General features: G+C 67.8%; 17 protein-coding genes. 7 read left to right on the top strand and 10 right to left on the bottom strand.

The window, feature by feature from the left end; all coding sequences use genetic code 11:
• Window positions 1-166: 166 nt before the first annotated feature.
• The 8 genes from OG883_RS46110 to OG883_RS46075 are packed head-to-tail and all read right to left on the bottom strand — an operon-like array spanning window position 167 to window position 10152.
• On the bottom strand, window positions 167-1138 hold the full coding sequence (locus OG883_RS46110) for a hypothetical protein (protein ID WP_266549105.1): 972 nt from the start codon (window positions 1136-1138) through the stop codon (window positions 167-169).
• Entirely contained in the window at window positions 1138-2433 is a 1296-nt protein-coding gene (locus OG883_RS46105; protein WP_266549107.1) for an ATP-grasp domain-containing protein, read from the bottom strand. Before OG883_RS46105 ends, OG883_RS46110 begins: the two co-directional genes overlap by 1 nt.
• Before the next feature lie 23 nt (window positions 2434-2456).
• Complete coding sequence (locus OG883_RS46100; protein WP_266549109.1) at window positions 2457-3950, bottom strand: FAD/NAD(P)-binding protein; 1494 nt, start codon at window positions 3948-3950, stop codon at window positions 2457-2459.
• Window positions 3951-3987: 37 nt separating this feature from the next.
• Window positions 3988-4677 (bottom strand): thioesterase II family protein, encoded by a 690-nt coding sequence (locus OG883_RS46095; RefSeq protein ID WP_266549111.1) that lies wholly within the window; start codon window positions 4675-4677, stop codon window positions 3988-3990.
• A gap of 51 nt (window positions 4678-4728) precedes the next feature.
• On the bottom strand, window positions 4729-6501 hold the full coding sequence (asnB, locus tag OG883_RS46090; RefSeq protein WP_266549114.1) for an asparagine synthase (glutamine-hydrolyzing): 1773 nt from the start codon (window positions 6499-6501) through the stop codon (window positions 4729-4731).
• A gap of 5 nt (window positions 6502-6506) precedes the next feature.
• The gene (locus OG883_RS46085) at window positions 6507-8225 is read right to left on the bottom strand and encodes a non-ribosomal peptide synthetase (RefSeq protein WP_266549116.1); all 1719 of its coding nucleotides are present in this window, start codon (window positions 8223-8225) and stop codon (window positions 6507-6509) included.
• Window positions 8226-8250: 25 nt separating this feature from the next.
• Window positions 8251-9090 (bottom strand): fumarylacetoacetate hydrolase family protein, encoded by an 840-nt coding sequence (locus tag OG883_RS46080; RefSeq protein ID WP_266549119.1) that lies wholly within the window; start codon window positions 9088-9090, stop codon window positions 8251-8253.
• A 33-nt stretch (window positions 9091-9123) separates the two neighbouring features.
• Complete coding sequence (locus OG883_RS46075; protein ID WP_266549122.1) at window positions 9124-10152, bottom strand: hypothetical protein; 1029 nt, start codon at window positions 10150-10152, stop codon at window positions 9124-9126.
• 1055 nt (window positions 10153-11207) lie between these two features.
• Between OG883_RS46075 and OG883_RS46070 the strand changes: the two genes are divergently transcribed.
• The 7 genes from OG883_RS46070 (at window position 11208) to OG883_RS46040 (ending at window position 18508) form a co-directional block, all read left to right on the top strand.
• Window positions 11208-12680, top strand: a complete 1473-nt coding sequence (locus OG883_RS46070; protein WP_266554815.1) for a PqqD family protein — start codon at window positions 11208-11210, stop codon at window positions 12678-12680.
• 162 nt (window positions 12681-12842) lie between these two features.
• Window positions 12843-13829, top strand: a complete 987-nt coding sequence (locus tag OG883_RS46065; RefSeq protein WP_266554814.1) for a DMT family transporter — start codon at window positions 12843-12845, stop codon at window positions 13827-13829.
• Entirely contained in the window at window positions 13829-14602 is a 774-nt protein-coding gene (locus tag OG883_RS46060) for an SDR family oxidoreductase (protein ID WP_266554813.1), read from the top strand. Before OG883_RS46065 ends, OG883_RS46060 begins: the two co-directional genes overlap by 1 nt.
• 50 nt (window positions 14603-14652) lie before the next feature.
• Window positions 14653-14901, top strand: coding sequence for an acyl carrier protein (locus OG883_RS46055; protein WP_266554812.1), 249 nt, complete (start codon window positions 14653-14655; stop codon window positions 14899-14901).
• 116 nt (window positions 14902-15017) lie between these two features.
• Complete coding sequence (locus tag OG883_RS46050) at window positions 15018-16538, top strand: class I tRNA ligase family protein (protein ID WP_266554811.1); 1521 nt, start codon at window positions 15018-15020, stop codon at window positions 16536-16538.
• Window positions 16539-16734: 196 nt separating this feature from the next.
• A complete protein-coding gene (locus tag OG883_RS46045; protein ID WP_266554810.1) occupies window positions 16735-17343 on the top strand; it encodes a 4'-phosphopantetheinyl transferase superfamily protein in 609 nt (202 codons plus the stop codon).
• A gap of 67 nt (window positions 17344-17410) precedes the next feature.
• A complete protein-coding gene (locus OG883_RS46040; RefSeq protein WP_266554816.1) occupies window positions 17411-18508 on the top strand; it encodes a TniQ family protein in 1098 nt (365 codons plus the stop codon).
• A 494-nt stretch (window positions 18509-19002) separates the two neighbouring features.
• On the opposite strand, the gene OG883_RS46035 is transcribed toward OG883_RS46040, so the two are convergent.
• Both OG883_RS46035 and OG883_RS46030 read right to left on the bottom strand, forming a co-directional pair.
• Window positions 19003-19923: a hypothetical protein gene (locus tag OG883_RS46035; protein WP_266554809.1), complete on the bottom strand. Its 921-nt coding sequence runs from the start codon at window positions 19921-19923 to the stop codon at window positions 19003-19005.
• A 191-nt stretch (window positions 19924-20114) separates the two neighbouring features.
• A complete protein-coding gene (locus tag OG883_RS46030) occupies window positions 20115-21353 on the bottom strand; it encodes an IS4 family transposase (protein WP_266533290.1) in 1239 nt (412 codons plus the stop codon).
• Window positions 21354-22063: the final 710 nt, after the last annotated feature.

Raw genomic sequence — 22063 nt, 5'->3', positions numbered from 1 at the left:
GTGTCGGGTGGCTCTGAAGATTTCAGTAGCGCAAGATTCATTTCAGTAGAGATTTCAGTAGCGCACGAAAGATTTCAGTGCGACCACCAAGGGTGACGGTGACTGGTGCGCCCTTGCCGCAGCTCGGGTGCGTGACGGGCGCAAGCTGTCGTACGGTGCAGCGTGGTTAGGGGCTGCTGCCCACCTTTCCCTTGACCCCACCCGTGTCCTTTCCCGCGGGCGGGCCGCTGGAGCTGGCGCGGTGTTCGGTTCGGGCGACGACGATGGCCGCCACGATCAGGAAGAGGACGGCAATGGTGCCGGTCCAGGTAAGTGGGTAGCCGAGTACGCCTTGCACGAGGTAAGCGAGGCCGGGTTGGGTGGCGAGGAGAGCCATGGTGACGGCGGCCGGAGTCCGTTGGACACCGATCTGCAGGATGTACAGAGGCAGGACCACGCCGACGAGGGCGATCAGCGCGGTCACCGTCCAGCTGAGGCGAGGGGGTTGGGTCAGGCCGTCGCTGGTCAGGGCGAGGGCGGCGAGCAGGTAGGTCAGGTGAAAGCGGTGAGCCATCACGACGGCTGGTGCGATTCCGTGTGCACCGAGCTGCAGGGACAGGTGGGCGATGGCCGCGGCGCCCACCCCGGCCAGTACCGCGAGCCCGGCGCCGACCGCGCTGGCGGCTGGCCCGGACTGCCAAGTGGAGGTGTCCAGGAGGGAGGGCTGGACGGCCGCAGCGGTGATCACGGAGGCGGCGAACAGACCTGCGGAGCGCAGCCAGCTCGCCGCCGTGTGGCGTCGGCCTGACAGGGTGGCGAGCACCGTCGCGGCGGTCGGGCCGACCCCCGCCATCAGGCTGGCGGCGAACGCAGCTGGCACCCACACCAGCGCCAGGTACAGGCCCAGGAACGTCACCGCGCTGGCTACGTTGAGGGCCGCGAACAGGCGCAGTTTCCCCGGCCCGGCATGCGGCTCTGCCGCCCGGCGAGCCGGTGTGCGGCGTATCCGGCTCACAGCCAGGAACAGCAGCGTGCAGCCGAAGAAGGCCACCAGAGAGAAGCGCAGGCTGTCGCCGCTACTGATGCGGCCGGACAGGAACGCCTCAGCGGCGGCCTGAAGCAGCACCGAGAGGGCGATGAGTGCGGGTGCCCCTGCCATCAGGCCGCCGTCCGCTGCAGCGGCTCGCTGGCGTCGTGCCGTTGGCCGGGGTCGGCCATGCGGTAGAAGGCGCCGTCGTCCTCCAGGTGGTGGATGAACCCCAGGGAGCTGTAAAGAAGTTCCTCGTCATCGTGGACGAGGTAGGCGATGCCGGAGGCGCCGGTGGTCAGCGTCGGGTCCGGGATCGGCACGCCGGTCGCGGGCAGCCGGTCGATGGAGTGGAAGCCGGGCAGTCGGCGCAGGATGCGCGCTCCGTCCACGGCGGCCAGTACCCCCTCCCGGAAGGTGCGCAGGAAGATCTTGGCGAGGGTACGGCCTCCCCCGTAGGGCAGCTCGAAGCGCTGGGCGAAGTCGTCCGGGCGCAGAAAACGCTCGGCGACCAGGTGCTGGTGGCTGTAGCCGAAGGCGGCGTGGTACGGGTCGGGTGCCAGGGACGGCCCCATCACCCGGGAGTTGACCTCCACCAGGCGTGGTCCGGCCGTGGTGAGCATCACCTCGGTGTGCGCGGCGCCTTCCCGGATGCCGAGGGCGTCCAGACAGCGCAGCACGTACGCGACGAGGTCCTGCTCGCGGTCGTCGAGTTGGGGTCGGGAGACGATGTGGCGCAGGACCGGCGCCCCGGCGATGGTGTCGATGCGCTCCCGGTACACCTCCGAGAGCAGGTGGCGGCCGTCCATGCTGACGGTGTTGACGATGTACTGGGTCCCCTCCAGGTACTCCTGAAGCAGCACGTCGGTATTGGTCTCGCCCATCAGATTGGGCTGGAGCAGGGTGGCCTCGGCCGCTGCGCGGGCTTCGGCGCGGCTGGCGACCACGGTGCAGCCGTCGCTGCCCGCGCTGTTGCGCGGCTTGACCACCAGCGGGGTGCCGGGGGCAGCGCCCCAGGCGTCGAGGGTCTCGTCGAGCTCCGTGAGCGAGCTGATTGCCCGGGTGCGGGCGGCCGGCACGCTCTCGGCCTCGAGGGCGCGCACCATGAGTTCCTTGTCACGGCGGGCGGCGGCCAGCTGGACGTCGTGGTGCGGCAGTCCGAGTGCGTGAGCGAGGGCGTCGGCCAGCAGCACCCCGCGTTCGCTGGCCGCGATCACCGCGGTGATCTGCTTGTCGCGCAGCAGCTCTGCGGCCTCGGCAACGGCTTGCGGTCCGGTGGCAGTCAGCAGGCCGGTGTGCGGGGCCGGGTCGCTCGCGTGCTCGGCGTGCAGGGCGGCCTCGTAGAGATGCAGGCAGTCCGCACCCTCCTCGCGGAAGGCGGCGGCCAGCTCACGGCCGGTGGAGACGGGATCGACGAGCACGTACATGGGCGGCGTCCTTTCGACAGGATTCAACGGGTGGAGACGGCGAGGGCCTGGGCGACGGTGCCCGCCTGGCCAGCCGCGGTCCACAGGTAGTTGACGATGGCGGTGCGGGCGGCCCCCATGGCTCCGACCATCCAGATGCGTTCCGGGTCGGCTCCGCCGGGACGCAGCAGCCGTAGGTCCGGGCCGGTGAGCGGTGGAGCGCAGTGCGGGGAGCAGGCGGCGGGACCGAGGGCGAGCAGCGCGGGGCCGTGCGTGCACACGGCAGGCCTGAGGTATCCGGAGGCCGACAGCACATGAGTGTGGTGCTCGGCCGGGCCGGCGGCCGTCCAGCGCACCTGCCAGCCGCCGTCCGGGTCCGGTGTGAGCGCCGCAGGGGTGCCGCGGCGCACGGCGAGCCGTCCGGCCAGGCCGTGCCCGGCCAGGGCGCGGGCGCTGGACACCGGGATGGCCGAGATGTGGCGGGCGATCAGCGGGCGGAAGCGCGTGAGCAGACGGTCTCGCTCGGCGGAGGGCCAGCCCTCGGTCCAGTCGTTCACCGCCTCGATGAGTTCGGCGATCACGTCTTGCCAGGCATTGTCGCCCGCCTCGGTCTGCCGCAGTTCTGTGGTGAGCCGCTCCAGCGCCTTGGGTTCGGTGCCGAATTGCCGACGCAGCGCGGCCGCCGGGTGCCCCCAGCCGGCCCTGGCGCTCCGGACGGCGCGCGCCAGGACCCGGGTGAGCGTCCGGTCGAAATCCGGGGTGCCGGGGTTCAGTTCGCGCAAGTCGGCCAACAGCCCGGTCGGCCGGGCCGTACGGCACAGCCGGTTGCGGACGGCTGGCAGTTCGCCGGAAGGCGAGCACAAGGTGACCTGCCGGTCAGCCCCGCACAGCACCAGAGCGGCATCCACCGCGGACAGCTTGCTGCCGACGACCAGCACTCTGGCGTCGGTGGGCAGTGCCCGGAGCCGGTCCGTGGGGTAGGGGCCGGCAAGTAGATCCGGATGGTCCGCATACGCGCGCAGCAGCTCGGGCAGGTGCGGCTGGTCGCCACCGGCCGCCACCACCACATCGGTGGCCTCCAGCGTGCTGCCGTCGTCCAGGGTGACCCGGTATCCCTCGCCCGCGCGTTCTGCCGGGAGTACCGTACGGGCCCGCGTGGTCACCTGGCGCACCTGGGCCCCCCGCGCCTGAAGCTCCCGGCTCAGCTGCCCGAACCGTTCCCGGCAGTACTGCCCGACCAGCGCACGCGGGACGAAGTCGGCGCGGCCCACCGGCCAGCCCCGTGCCGCCAGGTAGCGCTGGAGGTCAGAGCGGTCAGCGCGGTACAGCGAGGTGACATCGACCGAGGTGTTGCAGCGCAGCTTTGGGTCGGTGGTGCCGAAGGCCACGCCGAACCCGGCCGGCCGCGGGTCCACCACCGTCACCGATCCGGGCCGGAACCCGGCGTGCTCCGTCAGTTGGTGCAGCACCGCCGTCGCGGCGGCACCACCGCCGATAACCACCAGGTGCCCGCCCGCGGTGAGGGGACGGCTGTTCACAGGACAGATCTCCTTTCCCGCCAGGGACGGCGTTTGCTCAGCCGCGTACACGTATCTCACGCAGCCATGCGGCGAATTCGGGCGAGTTCAGCAGGGCCGAGTGACCGCCTGGGAATTCCCGGTGGATACACCCCTTGGCAGTGACACCGGCCCATGCGCCGATTCCGCCTGCGGACGTGAGCGGGTCCTCTTCACCACGCACGGCGAAGACCGGACACCGCACTTCCGGATGGGCCGAGGCGGTGAATTCCCTGAGTACCCGGAGGTCCTCCCCCGCGGTGTCCACAACGATGTCCCGCCACTCATCGGACTCGTCCGGCAGCAGGCCAGGGTCGATACCGTCCAGGTAGGCCGCAGTGTCCGACCGGCTCCGACACGCCTGCTCTGGCACCGTGAGCAGGGCCGGCGCGGTGGCTCCGGCGACCACCAGTGCGGAGACCTCCGTCCCGCGGTCCTCCAGTTCCCTTGCCGTGGCATAGGCGACGTAGGCGCCGAAGCTGTGCCCGACGAGAACCGGGCGATACGGCTGAAGCCGCCCCACCTGGGTGACGCACGACTCCACGACCTTCTGGAACGATGCCGCCGCCTTGCCGAAATCCCTACCGAAACGGCCTGGATACCGGGCGAGCCACGCGGAGGGTTCCAGCTCACGCAGCAGTGGACGGAGCTCACTGCCGAACGAACCGGCACCCGGGAAGACGATGATGCCTGGGCTCTCGGGACTCACTGAATTCTCCAATCCTCAGACACGAGTGCGCGCGTATCGGGGCCACGGGAGTCAGAGTCCAAGGCCGAGCTCGTCCATGACCATGGCGATGCTGATCGCGCTGAGCCTGAAGTCCCACTTCTCCGCGCCCTGACCGGCGCGTGTGCCGAGACAGCCGGGAGTGAAGATGCCACTGGCCTCGACGAGGCCGCGCCACTCGTCCCAGGTCCGCGCATCCGTGACCGAGCGCAGATCGTATGCGGTGAATCCGTGCTTCCCACGGCGGAGAACCGAGTCCGGGACGATTCCCTCGTACGCCGATTTCAGGCAGGCCTTCCCCTCGAAGTCGACCACCTTCGCGCTGTCTTCGACTTGCAGGGCGAGTGAGACGACCGCATTGCCGAGGAACGGGTAGCGCCCCTCAATGGAATTTCCCATGAGCATCGAGTCGCCGTGATCGCCGAGCAGGTGGCCCGACAGCTGGACGTACACGTCGGCGATGGAGCGCAACTGCATCGGTGAAAGCGACTTCACCTCGTCCTCGGAGAACGGGATGAGCCTCGTACGCCAGAACTCGTCGCCTTCCAGCGCTTCTTGCGCCACAGGGGCGAGGTAGTCGTCCCGCCGCTGGCCCACCTTGCGCCAGTCGACCTCCCAGCTGAAGTCCGCCCTGCCCCACGCCCGCTCGTTCTCCGCGCGGGAAGTCCGGCTCGAGCGGGTCGCACTGTCGAAGGCGTAGGAGTCATAGCCGAAGAACAGCTCGTCCGCGCCTTCGCCGGACACCACTCCCTTGATTCCGGAGAAGCGCACGCTATCGGCCAGCATCATGGCGGCCACGTTGTACGTCTCACGCTGCGGATAGCAGCAGTGCCGGACCATCTGCTCGAACTTCGAGGCGATGTCGGTCTGCCGGCACAGGATCTGCTCGTGTTTGCTTCCGACTGCCTGCGCCACTTCCCGCTGGAAACGTCCCTCGTCGAGGCCCGGATCGTCGAAGACTACCGAGAACGTCCGGACAGGCCGGGCAGTGAGAGCCACCGCTTCCGTCAGAATCGCGGTGGAGTCGAATCCTCCGCTCAGATAGGCGCCGATCTCCACGTCGGCATGCAGGCGGTCCCGGACCGACCGCTGCAGTCCCTCGCGCAGCGCCTCGCCGGATACGGGTTCCGCGGCCGGTGCGAAGTCGCCGTAGCGCCAGTAACGCAGGGTCTCCCGGCCACTGGCGTCGAACCGGACGGCGCAGCCGGGGGGAACGGCCTGCACCTCTTTCACGAGAGTGCGCGGCGCGACGATGTTGCCCATCGAGAAATACTGGTCGACCGCCCCCATATCCACCTTCCAGGACCGGCTGACGCACTGAACCAGCGGCTTGATCTCCGAGGCGAAGTGCACGTCCGGACCCGTAGCGGTGTAGTACATCGGGCAGATGCCGAACCGGTCCCTGGCCAGGAACATCGCATTCTCGGCGCGGTCGAGAACGACCGTGGCGAACTGTCCGTCCACCAGTCGGAGTCCCTCGATCCCGTACTGTGCGACTAGCTCTGGGATGACGGATACGTCGACGCCGTTGTTCTGCCGGTCGGCGCCCACTCTGGCGCGCAGATCCCGAGCGTTGAACACTTCGCCGTTCGTCATGGCCACGTAGCGGCCGCTGCGGTCCTCGGCCGGCTGCCACCCGTCGGTCAGGCCGGTGAAGCCGAGGCGGCCGAGCTTCGCGGAGATCGTCTCGGTGTTCAGCGAGTAGGTCTCGTCGGGCCCACGGTGGATGAGCCGGGAGTGCATGGCAGCGGCAATGCTGCGATCAACCCCACCGTTCGGGGAAAAAGTCCCGCATACGCCACACATCGCTTTCACACACCCCGGTCACGAAGTTCGTCGGCAAGGACCTTCAAGTTCTCCGCCCGGAGTACGTCCCGGACACCGGCATCCATCCAGCCGAGTTCCTTCAGCTTGTTGACGAGGATCACCGTGGAGGCCGAATCGCCACCGATGTCATAGAAGTTGTCGTTGAGGGCGGCGTCGTTCACACCGGTGAGGTGGCGCACCAGATCGAGGATCTGCTCCTCCGGCGGGACGGTTTTGCCGCCGGTCTCACCAACTTCCGGCGCGGAATGACGGCTGGCCTTGAGAGCGTCGCGATCGACCTTGCCGTTACGCGTGTAGGGAAGCGACTCGATCTGCTGGATCACCGAGGGGACCTTGTAGGAGTCGAGGACCGTCTCCAGGTGCGCACGCAGCGCCCGGGGGGTGACGGTGCCCTGGTAGTAGCAGACCAGAGCCTCAGCGGCGTAGTCGTCCGCGCCCTCATGCGACTCTGCGGTCACCACCGCCTCCACGACTCCGTCGAGCCGGCATGCCGCGCTCTCGATCTCGCCGGGATCGAGCCGGTAGCCCCGGATCTTCAGCTGCCGGTCCAGCCGTTCGACGAAGAAGACCTGCCCGCCGCGGCGTTCGACGATGTCGCCGGTCCGGTAGACCCGGCTCGCCGCGCCGTCGGTGAAGGGCCGCAGGCCCTGCGCGGTCAGATAGCCGATCGCGACGCTCTCGCCGGTGATGACCAGCTCACCACGGGTGACTTGCGATCCGGTGGGCCCGTCCCCGCCCGCCGTCGGCAGGGGGAGGATGTCGTAACTGCAATCGCCCACCACCGCGCCGAGCGGCACGGACTCGGTGCAGTCGTCCGGGTCCAGCGGGTCGCTGAGGAAGTTGCAGACGGTGGTCTCCGTGGTCCCGTACGCGTTGTGGAGCGCCGCCTCCGACGACCACTTCTGTACCACCGCCTGGCGGCAGGCTCCGCCGCCGTTGATGACGTGCTCCAGGCTCATCGCGCTCGACGGCTCGGTCGCCGTCAGCGCGAACGGAGTCGTCTTCAGATGAGTGATGCGGAACTTCTCCAGAGTGGCCTGGAGCACCGTTCCTGGGCTGAGCTGCTCCTCACCGAGAACCACCAGGCACGCGCCTGCGGTCAGGGTCCACAGGATCTCCGTGATGCATCCGTCGAAGGTCAGTCGGGCGAACTGCAGCGTACGGCTCTTTGTGCCCAACTCCAGAGAGCGCACATGGTCCTGGACCATCCGGGCCAGCGGTCCGGTGCGCACCAGCACACACTTGGGCTCCCCCGTCGATCCCGAGGTGTGGATCGCGTAACCCACACTGCCCTGGTACGGCGCAAGCTCCGCAGGTGCCCGCAGCTGCCGCTCTCCCGCGTCCCCGCGCCACTCGGCCGGCGTGTCGACGAGCTCTGGCGGGTGCGACAAGGCAGGGCTCTTGGCGACCCTGTTGATACCGAGCGAGGACACCTTGGTCCTGTTCGAGGACCCGCTGTCACGGGGGTCGATGAACACGAACGGGCGTCCGGCCCGCAATGCGCCCACCATGGCGACAATGGAGCCCGAGGTACGTATGGCCTCGATCCCGATGAACTCACCGGGCGCGGTCAGTGCTTCGAGCTGCCCGATGAACTCCCGCACTTGCTCGCCGAATTCCCGGTAGCTGAGCACCCCGTCCGCGGTCTCCAGGGCAGTGCATTCGGGACGCTCCTGGATGGTGTGCTCGATCGCGTCTGCCACTGATATCTGCTGTACGGGCACGCCTTCAGCCCTTCACGGAGTGGGAGAGGGTGCCGATGCCCTCTACGACAGAGGTGATGGAATCGCCGGAGTTGATCACTGCGGCTCCCGGAGTTCCCGTGCAGATGACGGTTCCGGGCACGAGGGTGCGGCCGGCCGTGAAGTACTCGACCAGGTAGCCGAGGTCGTACTTCATGTCGGAGACCTGTGCGGAGGCGACGACCTCACCGTTGCGCACGGTCGAGACCCGGATCGACTGAAGGTCCGCGTCTTCGAACTCGTCGAGGGTCACCAGCTGCGGGCCCACGCTGCAGAACGTGTCGAATCCCTTGGCCCACGGAATGTAGCGGGGGTTCTCTCGGATGACGTCTTCCGCAGTCATGTCGAGGACGGCCGTGACACCCGCGATGACCGACCTCCACTCGTCGCGCCGCACGTTCTTGCATTCCGTCCCGACGACGAGGCCCAGTTCCGCTTCCGCGGTCACCCGCTTGCTCTGCGACGGAAGCTCGATCACCCCGCCGTTTCCGATGAGGCAGTTGGCCGGCCGCAGATACGAGCCGGGCCCGGACGAGGGCTGCTGTGCGCTCAGGTCCTGGGAGTGCCCCTTGTAGTTGAGGCCGGCCCCCCAGATGTCGCCGGCGTCGATGATGGTCGCGGCCTCCTCCAGGCGGACGTCGGCCGGCTCGGCGTCCGGCCGGGACTCGAGCAGCCCGGCGAGCTCGCTCCTGCGGGACGCGTCCAGCAGGTCGGCCAGGCGGTGCGGGGCTTTGTAGCCTTCGATGCCGGACAGTGAAATCCAGCCGCCGCGGTGGCTCGCCAGAATCTGGTGCCCGTCTTCGGTGTTGAACCGTGCCAGTCGCACTTTGTTGCTCCCTATTCGCGTGGTTTGAAGGGGTCAGGCCACGGCCGTGCGCTGGGAAATTCGCTGAGCCGCGGCACGGATGTCGTTCTTGCCCGCGCTCCGCGGGGCCAGCTCGACGGCGGCCTCCATCAAGGAAGCCGGGTCGACGATGAGCTCGGAGCACAACTGCTCGATGAGCGGGAAGAATCCGGAGTGCATGCCGATCACGCCGCCGAGCACCTGCATGTTCCGGTCTTCGGGCAGGAGGTCCAGGCTGGTCCGGCAGAAGTGCGCGAGCCTGGCCAGCTGCTTGTAGTCGAACCGATCTTCACCGAGAGTGCTGATGATCCCGGCCAGCGACTCGGTCTCCGCGTTGCCGGCGCCGCGGCCTATTCCGTCGAGCGTTCCGTCGACGATCGCGGCGCCCGCCTCGATCGCGGCGATGCTGTTCGCGTTTGCCATGCCCAGGTTGTCATGGCCGTGGAATCCGATGACGGAGAAGCTCTCCTTCGCGACGGCCACGTAGCGGTGGACGTCGCTGGGAAGCATGGAGCCGTACGAGTCCACCACGTACACACCGGCGATGGCGGGAGTGACGCCACTCAGCAGGCCGGGAATCTCCTCAGCGGGCGTGCCGCTCGTCTTCATCAGGTTGAGGTAGACCTCGCCACAGATCTCGGTGGCGCGCTCGATGTACTCGAGGTGGTCCGGGACCCGCTCGGGCTCCATGCCGATGCGGACGAACGACATTCCCTCGTCACAAAGTTCGCGGAGCGTGGAGAGCCGGCTGAACTCTGGCTGCGCGAACATGCCCCACGAGGTGGCCGTCAGCTCCTCCCGCGCGATCGCGCACCAGCGCGCGAGATCGATGTTGCAGGCCTTGATGCCGGACCGCTCCGCCTCGAAGCCGAGGCCGTGTCCGATCTCGACCTTGCCGATCGGCGTCTCATTGAGCCGGCCGAGGAGCTCACCGACGAACTTCTCGTCGAGCTGGAAGTCGACTGCGTAGGAACCATCACGCAGTGTCGCGTCAAGAATTTCCGCCTTCCGCGGCTGGAACGGCGGGGTATGTACTGCAGACATATGTTTCCTCCGGAGCTCGGAAGTGTGGACATGGACTTGGTCTACCGTCGCGAATTGAGCGCCGACAGCACAAGAACCAGGAGTAGAGCAGGAGATTGACCCCTGATTCCGCGAAACCGTTATGGAATCCGCGGACTTCACATCGACGCAGTGCGCACCGGTACTCCAGGGCGACGCCTGTATTCCGCCGCGTCCGGTGCGGCATGGCAACACATAGCGCACGGACTCATCAGAGAGCGACGCGACGGCGCGCCCTTCACGGAGGATTCTGTGGAGGAGTTCAGAGCGGAGTTCCCATGTAATCCAGGCCTACCCGGCCAGGCAGTGGGCGGCCGCAAGGAACCGTGAACCTCAGTAGTGCCCCTCCCTCGATGTGACGGTCAATCAACACCGGTTGCCTGCGCTGACCTTGACGTTACGAGCACAAGATCGTTTACCGGAACCCCTGTCTCAATATCCGGACACCTCGTTCAGGTTCTACGATCGGACATGTTGTGACAAATCGCGGTGCCCAAAACAGCCCCGTCGGCGTGTCGCGGTCTCGTGCAGTGGCATAGCTCACACATTCCATTCCAGGCACCTCAAGTCCTTATTGACATGGACTCATTGATGTTGTTGAGATGACTTCGAAGTCGCCCACGACCACCGTCAGTTTCATGCGGATTCCAGCATCCCGGATTCCGCCAGCCCGACTGCGCGGGCACACCTGCGAAGTTGGGTTCTCTGCGCCCTGAGGCTTAGGCCAAAGCCTGTGTCCGGGCATCGAACGGCTCGAGTCGATGGATTTCTTTAATCTCGAACCACCCGCATTCTGTGAGGGCGGTCCGTATGCAGCTCGACACGCCAGGTTCTGTCGGCTCGCGAGCCGGCAGCAGACACAGAGAACCGGCAGGACCGTCCCCGTACCGGACGTATGACGAGAGGCGCCCGCGCGCCGTCGGCCCCATGGAGCCTTGTCCGATACGTCTGTTCATGACGACAAACCTCGACACCCGGGGCTTTGACGACCGATGTTGGCTGCGCCCTTCGGGGCGGAGCGGCCAGGAAGGATGCCGATGCGCACTGCAGTGCTGAACAACTTGATGGGGGCACTCCCGGAGCACGACGTGCCGGCCGTCGAGGAGTGCGCCACCACGTTGTACAACGCCCTGCCACGGCAGGACGAAATTGAGCAAAACACGGTAATGGTCGCGTATGGCGGCGGCAAGGACAGCGCCTATGCGGTGGCGTTCGTGCGCGCGGTCCACCTGGCTCTCGCCGAACGGTGCGGCGCGACCTTCAAGCTGCGTGTGGTGACCATGCGGCACGGCGGCATGCCGTACCAGGTGATGCTGAACATCGACCGCACCTACCGCGCGCTGGGCCTCTATGACGACCCGGACGTTGAGCTGCTGCTCGTGGAGGGCGGCCAAGTGGTGCCCTTCGACCGGGACCGCAGCATGCCTCACCGGCTGATCGCGTTCAACCGGACCGACATGCTCATGTCCGGGCACCGCAGCTACGGCGATGGCAGGGCCACGTTCTGCAATGCCTGCAATCTGAATGTGGCGAACTCCTTCGGCGTCGCGGCCCGCCACGGCGGGGGCGTGGACCTGATCATCACCGGCGACTCCCCGCAGGAGCAGCGGGATTACGCTCTGTGGATCCGCCAGTTGGCGCGTGGGGCCGGCCAGAAGCCCGCCGATGCCAAGAAGGGGTTCAAGGGCACACTGGAGACGCTCGACGGGCTGGCACAGGCCTACTTCCAGGAGATCCACGGCTCGGAGAACGCCGAACGGGTCAAGGAACGCGGGGTGACCTCGGACATCCCCGCGCTGGAGTTCTTCTCGATCTACGACTACACGAGCTACGCCTCGGGGGCGCACTGGAAGCTCCTGACGGACTTCCTCGGCTTCGTCTTCGACGAGATCGCTTTCAACTTCACCGAGTCCGACTGCGCGAACCCCGCGCTCATGGCCCACCTGCGAGGCCTGCGGACCGAGCGCGTCTACCAGCGCACCTACCAAGAGGGCATAGCCCAGTACGTGGACTTCGCGCTGGAGCTGATGCGCCGCAAGCATTTCCCGGAGCACCTCGTCGAGGAGATTGCGAACCGCTACCGCACCGAAGCCGGCGTCGAGTCGATGCGTACGGCGGCGACCCGGTACGGCGAGGACGCGTTCGGGGTGGACACTAGGCAGCTGGTCTGCATGGTCTACTCCCCCTTCGCGGGAGGCGCGGCGAACCTGCACGACTACCTCGCCGGAGAGCTCCCCGAGCTCCTCCCGGACGAAGACCGGATCCGCGCACTACTGGCCGGGAAGGAAGACCACGGTGCGCTCGCCGCCCGGCTGGAGCGGATCAGCGGACTGAGCTTGACCGATCTGCGGGCTCTCCACGACGGGCCACTGTGGTCGCCGTTCGCGGGCATGGCCACTCAGGCGGGGGTCCTTCCGCTGGTCATGGACAGCGACCCGCACAAGAAGATCATCAAAGCGAAGCGCAACCCCGAGGGCGAAGAGGTTCTCGACAGGGTCGCCGGCCGCTAGCACGTGTCCTGCCGCCCGTCGGCCCGGCCGATGGGCGGCAAGCAGCAGCCACGTACACCCTTCGACATCAATGTGATCACGCGACAGTAGGCTCTGGATCTATGGAAAACGAACAGCACGAGGCCGAAGCGGCACGATGGTTAAGGGAGCGGTGAGGTACCGATGACAACAGAGGTGTCGCGTCCGGCCGGGGCGAGCTCCGCCGCCGCTCCCTACCTGAACCTCCTCGTCACCATGGTCATGTTCGGCAGCGCGTTCGCGAGCTCCAAGGTGGTCGTCGGCGAGATGCCGCACGAGGTCGCCGCAGCCCTCCGGTTCGGAGGCGGCGGACTGCTGCTGATCATCCTTGCCATGGTGCTCCGCGGCCGCTCGCAACCGATCGGACGCGCCGCGGCCGTACGCGCGGGGCTGGCGGGCCTGCTCGGTGTACTGGCCTACAACGTCTTCTTCTTTTGGGGACTGTCCCTGGCCCCCTCGCTCGACGGCAGCATCATCGTGCCGGTGCTGAGCCCGATTCTCACCACCGCCACCCTGCTCGTGCTCGGCCGGGAGACGGCGGCCTGGGCGAGAATCGCCGGGCTGGCGGTCGGTGTGGCCGGAGCGCTGGTCTTCTTCCTCGGGATCGGAGGGGAGGCGGCCGGATCCACCCGGCTGGTCGGCGACCTCATCTTCGTGGCGGGAGCCGCGTGTTGGGCTGCCTACAGCATCCTGTCAAAGTCGCTCCTGGCAGGAGTGGACCCGCTGCGGGCAACCGCATGGGGAACCGGCGTCGGCGGGTTGGGACTCATCGTGCTCGCCATACCGGCGGCGGGTGAGGTGTCGTGGCAGGCGGTCCCGGGCTCGGCGTGGGCGAACGTCGTCTTCCTCGCCGTCGGGCCGACGGCGATCGCCTATCTCTTCTACTACCGGGGGTTGCGCAGCGTGAGTCCGTCCACAGCGACGATCATGATGTTCACCGTGCCGGTTTTCGGTTCCTTCTTCTCGACCGTTTTCCTCGGTGAGTCGTTTACGGGCGTGCAGGTGCTCGGCACATTGATCATGCTGGGCGGGGCACTCTTCGCCGTCCTCGGGAACAGGCTGCTCCACAGGCGCGCAGCCCCCGGCCCGACCCCCCAACGGACCCCTTACAGGAACGCGGAGGTCGACTGATGGATCTCGGACTTTCGGGCCGTACCGCTCTCGTCTGCTCGTCTACGGGCGGTATCGGCGAGGCTATCGCCCGGACACTGGCCGCGGAAGGGGCCGACACCGTGGTCTGCGGCAGACGGGGGCATCGGGCGAAGGAGATCGCCGCGGGGCTGCCCAGAGCCGTCGGCATCGAGGTGGACCTTCTCGCTGAGGACGGCCCGGCCGAGTTGTTCGAGGCGACGGTCGCGGCATTCGGGCCGCCCGACGTTCTCGTACTCAACGGCCCCGGCCCCAAGCCCGCTCCGGCGGCCGATGTCGGTGTCACCGACGTCGACGTCGCGCTGGAGGCGCTGCTGCGCCAGCACATCCGGCTGGTCACGCAGGCCCTGCCGGCCATGCGAGAACGCGGCTGGGGCCGAATTCTGGCGGTGGGATCCAGCGGAATCGCCGCGCCCCTGCCGAACCTGGCGCTGTCGAACCTCGGCCGCGCCGCACTGGCCGCGTACCTGAAGACGCTGGCCGCAGAGGTCGCTGCAGACGGTGTGACCGTCAACCTCTTGCTGCCCGGCCGTATCGAGACCGACCGCACTGCTGCGGTCGACGCCGCGAACGCCGCACACTCCGGCCGTACCGTTGCCGAGGTGGAGCAGGCGTCGATCGCCTCGATTCCCGCCCGCCGTTACGGCCGCCCCGCGGAATTCGCCGCGGCCGCCGCGTTCCTCTGCAGCGCGCCGGCGTCGTACATCACGGGGACGGCGCTGCGTTGCGACGGCGGTCTCGTGCGCAGCCTGTAATTTTCCCCGGCAAACGCCGCACCCTCTCAATTCACTGAAGGAGCACCACTATGCCCGCCACGCAGGAGGAGATCGTCTCCGGTCTCGCCGAGATCGTCAACGAGATCGCGGGTATCCCGGGCGAGGACGTCCAGCCGGACAAGTCCTTCACCGACGACCTGGACGTCGACTCGCTGTCCATGGTCGAGGTCGTCGTTGCCGCCGAAGAGCGCTTCGACGTCAAGATCCCCGACGACGACGTCAAGAACCTCAAGACCGTCGGCGACGCTGTCGAGTACATTGCCAAGCATCAGGCCTGATCTCTCGCAGAAGAGCCGGGTCTCGGCCACCGGCGGCAACTGGTCGCCCTGTCCAGCCCGTTGGCGGACGGCGACGCTCGGCCCCTGCACGCACGACCGCCACATTGGAGAGACGTGTGAACCACATCGTACTGTCCCTTACGGACCCTCAGGCGCCCATGGTGACCCTGCGCTGCCGCAGCTACGCCGGATTCGTCAACCGGCTTTCCGCCGTCGAAGGCCGAGTGTCCGCTGCCGTCGACGGCAGCGCCGATGCGGCCACGGCGCTGACCGGACTCGCCGCTGCGGCGGGACTGGCCAGCCAAGGCGAGCCTCCGCGCACAGGAGAGGTCCGGTACGTCCCCACACCCGCGGCCCGGGAGCGCGTCGGGGCTGAGCACGATGGCGTATGGCCGCAGTCTCTGGCGTCTCGTCAGCGCAAGACCATCCGCCGCACCCCCGGCGCCTTGTTCACCTTTCCGCTGGAGGATCCCACACCGGCCGACGTCACGCTCGAGGTCTTCACCACCGACTGGTCGCCCAGCCCCGCGGCATGCGCAGTGGCCGTGCATCCCGGGCACCCGCTGAGTTCCGGCCTGGAGCCTGGACGCGGTTCCGCCTTCACCGGCCGGTACTGTCGGCACCCGCTCACCGGCGACCTCCTGCCGATCTGGACCGCAGCCTGGGTCAAGCCGGAATTTGGCACCGGTGCCGTCCTCGTCAACCCGGGCCACGATGCAGCGGACTTGGCCTTCGGCCGAGAGATCGGACTGCCCGTGCGCTTCGCTCTTGCGCCGGCCGGGCACGATGACAGCCCGAAGAACTGGCTGGCGCCCCCCGTCGTGAAGACCGGCAAAGCCATCCGGACCGGAGCCACCGACGGGCTCGATTTCACAGCAGCACAAACGGAGTACTTCCGCATCCTGGTGGACCGTGAACTGGCCCGTGAATACGTGGACTTCGGCGCGGGGTCCTTCACGGTGGCTGCCTTCACCGCGGACGGTCCGGACAAGATTCACTGGGACCAGGAGCGTCGCACCGTTACGGCCGCCGGTCAGGAAAGCTCCGGCAGCCCCGCGCAGGTGAGTCCCGCAGCGGTTCTTGCCGTCCTCGATCCGGCGACACGGGAAGCGGAGCTCAGCGTGGTGGCGCCGTCGTCGGCGATCGAGTCCGATCTGCTGGCACTGAGACTGCTGCTTGCAGAGCCGGGCCTCGGGCCGACACCCGAGCGTGCCCCCGACGTCCTGCTCGTCGGCACGGTCACAGGGAAGTCAGACGGCGTCGGACAGGACGTCCTCGAACTCGCCCTGCTGACGGCCGCCGCACCCCAGGAGACCTTGCCTGTCAAGACTCAGCAGCTCGAGACCGCCCAGCGCTTTCTGGCCGCGCACACCACCCTCACCGAACTGGACCACATCCCAGAGGGTGACGCCGACGCCGCTACGACGAAGGCCGCCGGCCAGATCAAGACCCTCCTCCAGCGGAAGGACACCAAACAAGCTTTCACCCACCTGTACCGACTGCAGAAGACCCTGGCGAAGGGCGGTACGCCGCTCAGCGGCACGCTTGCCCTCTACGAGGCGCTCGCCTGGGTCATCGCCGGTCTGCCCACCCGCTCTTCCCAGGATCAACTGAGTGATGCCTGGCAACTCCTATGACCTCGCGCCGGCCGCGGACCACGCCGGGGAGAGCTGCCACCAGAACACCGGCGTTCGATCTGTGACCGCATGGCTGAGCAACCGACTGGGGGATGGGCCGGTGAGAAGGATGGTACCACGAGTTCTCGCGGCTGGTCCGCTGACCGGCCCCCTGCCTCGCCTGGCTTCCCGTGTCCCGGAGATATGGCTCGTGCGGGTGCCCGAGCACACCGCCACCGCAGGGCAGGAGGATCTCCAGCTCCTGGATGGCACCGAGCGCGCCAGGCTCGGCGCCTTCCGCCGGCAGGCCGACCGGGACCGGTTCAGGGCCTCGCACATCGCTCTGCGGCGGTTGCTGGGAGCGTATCTCGGTGAAGCGGACCCGGCGGCCGTCACCATCGGCCGCGCCCCCTGCCGGGGCTGCGGCGGCCCACACGGGCGACCGGTCACCAAGGACGGCGGCCCTCAATTCTCTCTCTCGCACAGCGGCGATCTGGCCCTGATCGCCGTCGCCGACACCCTCGTCGGTACGGACGTCGAGACCGTTCGGGACATCGGCGCGGTGAACGCGATTGCCCCCGAGCTCCACCCGCGGGAGCGCGCAGAGCTCGCCACCCTCCCGCACGACGACCGGCCCGTTGCCCTCGCCCGCTGCTGGACACGCAAAGAGGCGTATTGCAAGGGCACTGGCCATGGTTTGGCCGCCGGGCTTGACACGGTGTACGTCGGCACCGGCCCCACTCCAGCGCCACTTCCCGGCTGGACGCTGGCCGACGTACCCGTCGACGCCGGCCATGCGGCAGCCGTGGCCCTCGCCACGTCCTAGGTACGTACAGTGCAGTGTGGTTGAAGTAGATACTCCGGCCGCACGGACGGTGCGGCGGTTGCCCGTTGTGCCGGTGCCGCTCCCGGGTGAGGCGTTGCTGAGCTGGCTGGACCACTTTGCTGCGGAGTACGAAGTCGATCGTGTGAGCATGGCTGGGGCCTGTGGGTTTCTCGGTGCGGGCGAGGGGGCGGCACGGGTCTCGGCGGCTGGGCGGCGGTCTGCCGTGTTCGGATTGAGTGGCGCGGCTGCTCAACGGGTGTCGGCGGCGACCGGTCTGCTGGCGGACGAGATCCAGGCCATGACCTGGATGCGCTTTGCCGGGACCGCGTTGCCCGCACAGGCAGCGGGAGTTGCCTCCGAAGAGAAGTTCCCTCTGGTGAAGTCGAGTTGGATCGACCCCGTGGAGCTGAGGTTTTGTCCAGGCTGCGTCGATGAGCGAGGCGGGCGCTGGTCTTTGGACTGGTCCACCCCGTGGGCGTTCGCGTGCCTCCGCCACGGGTGCTATCTGCTCGCTGCCTGCTCCACCTGCAGGGAGTCGGTTCGCGCCGGAGAGGTGAGGCTGGGGCATGACAGGTGCCGGGGCTTCGTCCGCGATGCCTCGGACGGGAAGCCGCGGCGATGCAGCACCGAGTTCCGGAATATGGTGGCTCCTCCCCTTTCGGATGTCCTGCTGGAGGACCTGCAGGAGCTGTTGTACGAGCACCTTCAGGCCCGTGGGCAGGAGATGGTCTCTGCTCGTGGTGTCTTCGCGGATCTTGCGGCAGCAGCCGAGTTCGCGTGGTTCTTGGCCACGCCGGATTTCCTGACCGGTGCCGATGCCGTGGTCATGGAGCGCTTCGCCGTGTTCTCGCGCAGGTACCCGGCCGCGTCCGGCAGGAACGCGGGTCGGAAGGACCGGGCGGCCTACAACCCCCTGGTGCGGACTGCTTGCCTGCGCATTGCCTCCCAGATCGTGTTCAGCGCCGATCCGTGGAAGTCCGCCATGGACCTGGTGGACTTCGCCGCCAGGCCGATGAACCCGTCGGTGAAGCCCTTGCACCGGGCATGGCTCAAGCGGCCCCCGAGGGATACGACGCCGCGAATGGCGCGGATTGTCAGTACAGTGCGGGTGCCCGCTCCCTCGACGCGAGGAAACGTCAGCCGTGCTGCTCATGTCCCCTGCTGAGGCGGCTACCGCTTCGCCCTGCGGAACAAGCGCTGCATCGGCACTGGCGCGGGCAGGCCGCGGGGCACCGCGTTCGGCAGCGAGCGTCGCTGCTGCGACCCCAGGGCGCGCGGCCGCGCTGGGCGGCCGTTTGAGGGTGATCCCCGCGTCGGTGAGGATGCTCAGGTCCAGTGTCCAGGTGGTGGCCGAGCGCACGTCCCACAGCGTGAACGCCATGTCGATGTGCCGCAACGCTTTCCGGGTGACCGTCGGTCCATCTCCCAACTGAGCGCACCGTGAAAAGCCAGCCAGCTCGCACGCGACCCAGTGCGTGATTCGCTCGCACCCGCTGGCATTGAGGTTCTATTAGGGCAACAGAGGCATCGTTGCTGCAGCGCAGGCCCTGCAGACCATGGAATCGACGGGGTTCACGGGAGGAAGCCAGGGCGACCGTCGGCAGCGGTGAAATTATAGGTGGTGGCCTCGGAGAGGACGCCGAGGGGCGGATCGCCGTTTTAGATGATCACAGCCTGGCCAGGGAAGGCGAGCATGTCTTCGTAGAAGCGGTCCACGACGGTGGATGTGATGCGCACGTCGGGTACGTCGGGGTCCTCTGGGGTGGACTTCACCGGCTGGCGGTAGGTGACCACAGGGGAGTCCAGGACGACGAAGCCGAGATGGGGGAGGTCTCGTTCGATGCAGAAGCGGGCCAGGGAGGTAGTGAAGGCCGAATGCAGTACGGATCGCACGCCCTTGCCACGACCAGCGCGCGTTCGGCCCCCGGCCCGGATCTCGGCGTTGTACTGGTCGTACCCAGAGTTGTCGACTGCCGGTACTTCCCAGCTGCCCAGGGTGCGTTGGAGGACCGAGTCGAAGTCGTTGACGACCCGGGCGGCGATGTACTCCGCAGGCCGGGTAGCGGGCACCGCTCCCTCCCCGTCGAGGCGAGAGCGCTTGTCCTCAAGTTCCGCGATCCGCGCGTGCAATTCCAGCCCCCGCTCGACTGCAGATCGTGCGTCCAGCAGCTCTTGAAGGCCCGCCCTGAGCGGTACGAGCTGACCCTCGGCTTCGGCGATGAGTTCGTCCAGCGCCTCCAGGTTGTCCTTGACGGCCTGCCACGTCCGGGCGCTTTCTTCCTGTTCGCGGGCGAGGTCGGCGATAGTCGGCAGGAGATCGGTGAGCAGAGCAGTCGTCTTCGCGGCCTCCGCCTGCACCGCAACGTGGAGCTGAGTGGCCTCCTGCTGGCTGTGGCCGGGGTGCTGGTGCTCTGGATCCGCTCCGCAAAAGACGCAGGTTCCGACGCGGAAGTAGCCGAGGATGCTGCCAGCCTCGTTGACCATGACCAAACGCTCCAGATCGGAGCGGTACTGGTCCTCCAGCAGGCTAAACCGTCCCAGCAGATCGCTGACCTCGGCCAGCCGCTCGTCTAGCCCCAATACCGGTGATTTAGGCTTTTTCTCGGCGGGTCGGTCTGGTCTTGGTCGGTCCGACCAGCGTCACTGTGGGGGTGTCCTGCCGGGGCGGGTTGCGGTGCTCGGTGCGTTTGAGTTTCCAGTTGGACATCTTGCGTTTGATGACGCGGGGGCTGGAGCGCAATCGGCGTGGGGGCAGGGGGCGTTCTCGGATCTCACGCAGGGCCGCTGTGAGTGCGCGGGCCAGCCGGGAGGGGGGAAAACGCCGCCTGGTCGGTGACGTGGCGGCGGATGATGCGCAGGGTGCGGGTGAAGGACATCCGGTCGGGATCCTGGTCCGATTGCCGTGCGGCCTGGTGCATCAGGTCCCGCAGTGCGTGGTGCACCAGCAGGAAGGCGAAGATCTCCTGCTCGACCCCGCGAGGGTGCTGGGAGCGCAGGACGAGGCGGGGCCCGCCCTGGTGGGTCTTGATCTCGTCCAGCGTGCTCTCGATCTCCCACCGCTGGGCGTACAGCGCGGCCAGCGATGTGGCCGACGCGGCCCGTGGGTCCAGGACGGTGGTGATCAGCCGGTAGACCGTGCCGCTGCCGTCGCGGCCGAGGGTGTACTCGATAACGCGGACCCTGACCGGGTCCGCGCGGCGGTTCTTGTCCCTGGCGGCGACGATCTCCGAGAGGTAGGAGCCGTCCACCAGCAAGGCCCGGATGGGCAGGACAGCATCATTCTTGACCCGCCACAGCAGGTCGGCGCCGGTCGCTGCGGCGGCCCGCCACAGGTCGAAGCCGTGAAAGCCCCGGTCCGCCAGCAGCATCATCCCCGGCGTCAGCGAGCTGAACAGGCGCTGGGCCAGCACCGTTTCATGGACGGCCAGCGGCCCGGTCTCAGCCGCGAAGACCGCGTGGGTGCCGCACTCGACCAGCGCGGCCACCCTCGCCTGTGGGTAGGCGCTCTTCTCCTGCCCGCGGCTGACGCCGGGGCGCCCGAAGAAGGCGGCGTTGGCCTCGGTGTCGGGCAGGTCGAAGGTGGTGCCGTCCACCGCGACCAGCCGCCACCGGCGGTACCAGGACCCGCTCGTGTTCTCGGTCGCTACCGGACGGCACACCCTGGTGAACAGGCCCCTGAGCGGCTCCGGGCCCAGCCGCAGACGGGCCCGGCCGATTGCCGCGGTGGTCGGCACCCGCCACGGCCCTTTCCACCGCCCCATCCGCTCCAGCCCATGGGTGAGGAGCCGCCCGACCTCTTCATATCCCTGACCGGAGAACAGACACATCGCCAGCACGAAATAGACCACCACCCGAGCCGGCAGCAGCCTGTGCCGCTGCTCGGCCCGACCGCACTCCGCGATCACCTCGTCCACCAACTCCGGCGGAAACGCGCGGGTCAGCACCCCGACCGCAATCCGATCCGACAACCGCTCGCCTGCTGACGACTTCACCTGTCCGGGCCTTGGCACACCTCACCCAACGATCCGAAAACACCAAAGTCACCGGTATTGCGTCTAGCCCAGCAAGTCGGCGGGCGTGCGTCATGCGCTCGCGTACCGCTTCGCGGTGACCTTCGTCGGCCGCGCGCAGGGCAGTGCTCTGCGCGTCGATCGCGGTTTTGACCCGCGCCAGGCGGTCCTTGAGGTCGCGCTCAGTCTCGTCCGACTCAAGCTTCGCGTACAAGTCGATCACGAGCTGGTCCAAAAGGTTGATCTGTCCCCTGTTCACACGCCGCTGTCCCGCGTTGGGCCCGGTGTCGACGGAAGGGTCTCCCTCCCCGGTCAGGAGGAACCGCATGACCGACGTCTCCGGGGTGCGGGTGGTGGCGGTGCCGGTGCGTAGGACCGGGGAGGGCATGGCGATCATGCGGTCCTCTGTAACCACGGACAGGTGCACCAGATCGGTCAGCGTCAGGGAGCGGGTGCCACCGGCTTCGTTTTTGCGGATGAGGACCTCGTCTAATCCCATGGCGTGCATCAGGTGGACCGAGAGGCTGTTCTTGCTGCGGGCGTTGTGCACCGAGTTCACGATGGTGTCCGCCGGTCGGTGGACCAGGTCGCGGAGGTCCTCGCGGTGCAGGTGCGTGGAGTTGGTGCTGGGGCGCCGGACGAGGGTCAGCGGGCTACCGTCGGGCAGCAGCAGCCCGAGGAGGATCTGGGTGTATCCCTCGGCCTCCGGG

The sequence above is a fragment of the Streptomyces sp. NBC_01142 genome, assembly GCF_026341125.1.
GTDB lineage: Bacteria > Actinomycetota > Actinomycetes > Streptomycetales > Streptomycetaceae > Streptomyces.
This window is presented reverse-complemented; position numbering and strand designations above follow the sequence as displayed.

Coding starts and splice junctions, on each gene's coding strand:
- OG883_RS46075 (WP_266549122.1), bottom strand. CDS start 10,152: ATGTCTGCAGTACATACCCCGCCGTTCCAGCCGCGGAAGGCGGAAATT.
- OG883_RS46055 (WP_266554812.1), top strand. CDS start 14,653: ATGCCCGCCACGCAGGAGGAGATCGTCTCCGGTCTCGCCGAGATCGTC.
- asnB (WP_266549114.1), bottom strand. CDS start 6,501: ATGTGTGGCGTATGCGGGACTTTTTCCCCGAACGGTGGGGTTGATCGC.
- OG883_RS46105 (WP_266549107.1), bottom strand. CDS start 2,433: ATGTACGTGCTCGTCGATCCCGTCTCCACCGGCCGTGAGCTGGCCGCC.
- OG883_RS46065 (WP_266554814.1), top strand. CDS start 12,843: ATGACAACAGAGGTGTCGCGTCCGGCCGGGGCGAGCTCCGCCGCCGCT.
- OG883_RS46070 (WP_266554815.1), top strand. CDS start 11,208: ATGCGCACTGCAGTGCTGAACAACTTGATGGGGGCACTCCCGGAGCAC.
- OG883_RS46060 (WP_266554813.1), top strand. CDS start 13,829: ATGGATCTCGGACTTTCGGGCCGTACCGCTCTCGTCTGCTCGTCTACG.
- OG883_RS46110 (WP_266549105.1), bottom strand. CDS start 1,138: ATGGCAGGGGCACCCGCACTCATCGCCCTCTCGGTGCTGCTTCAGGCC.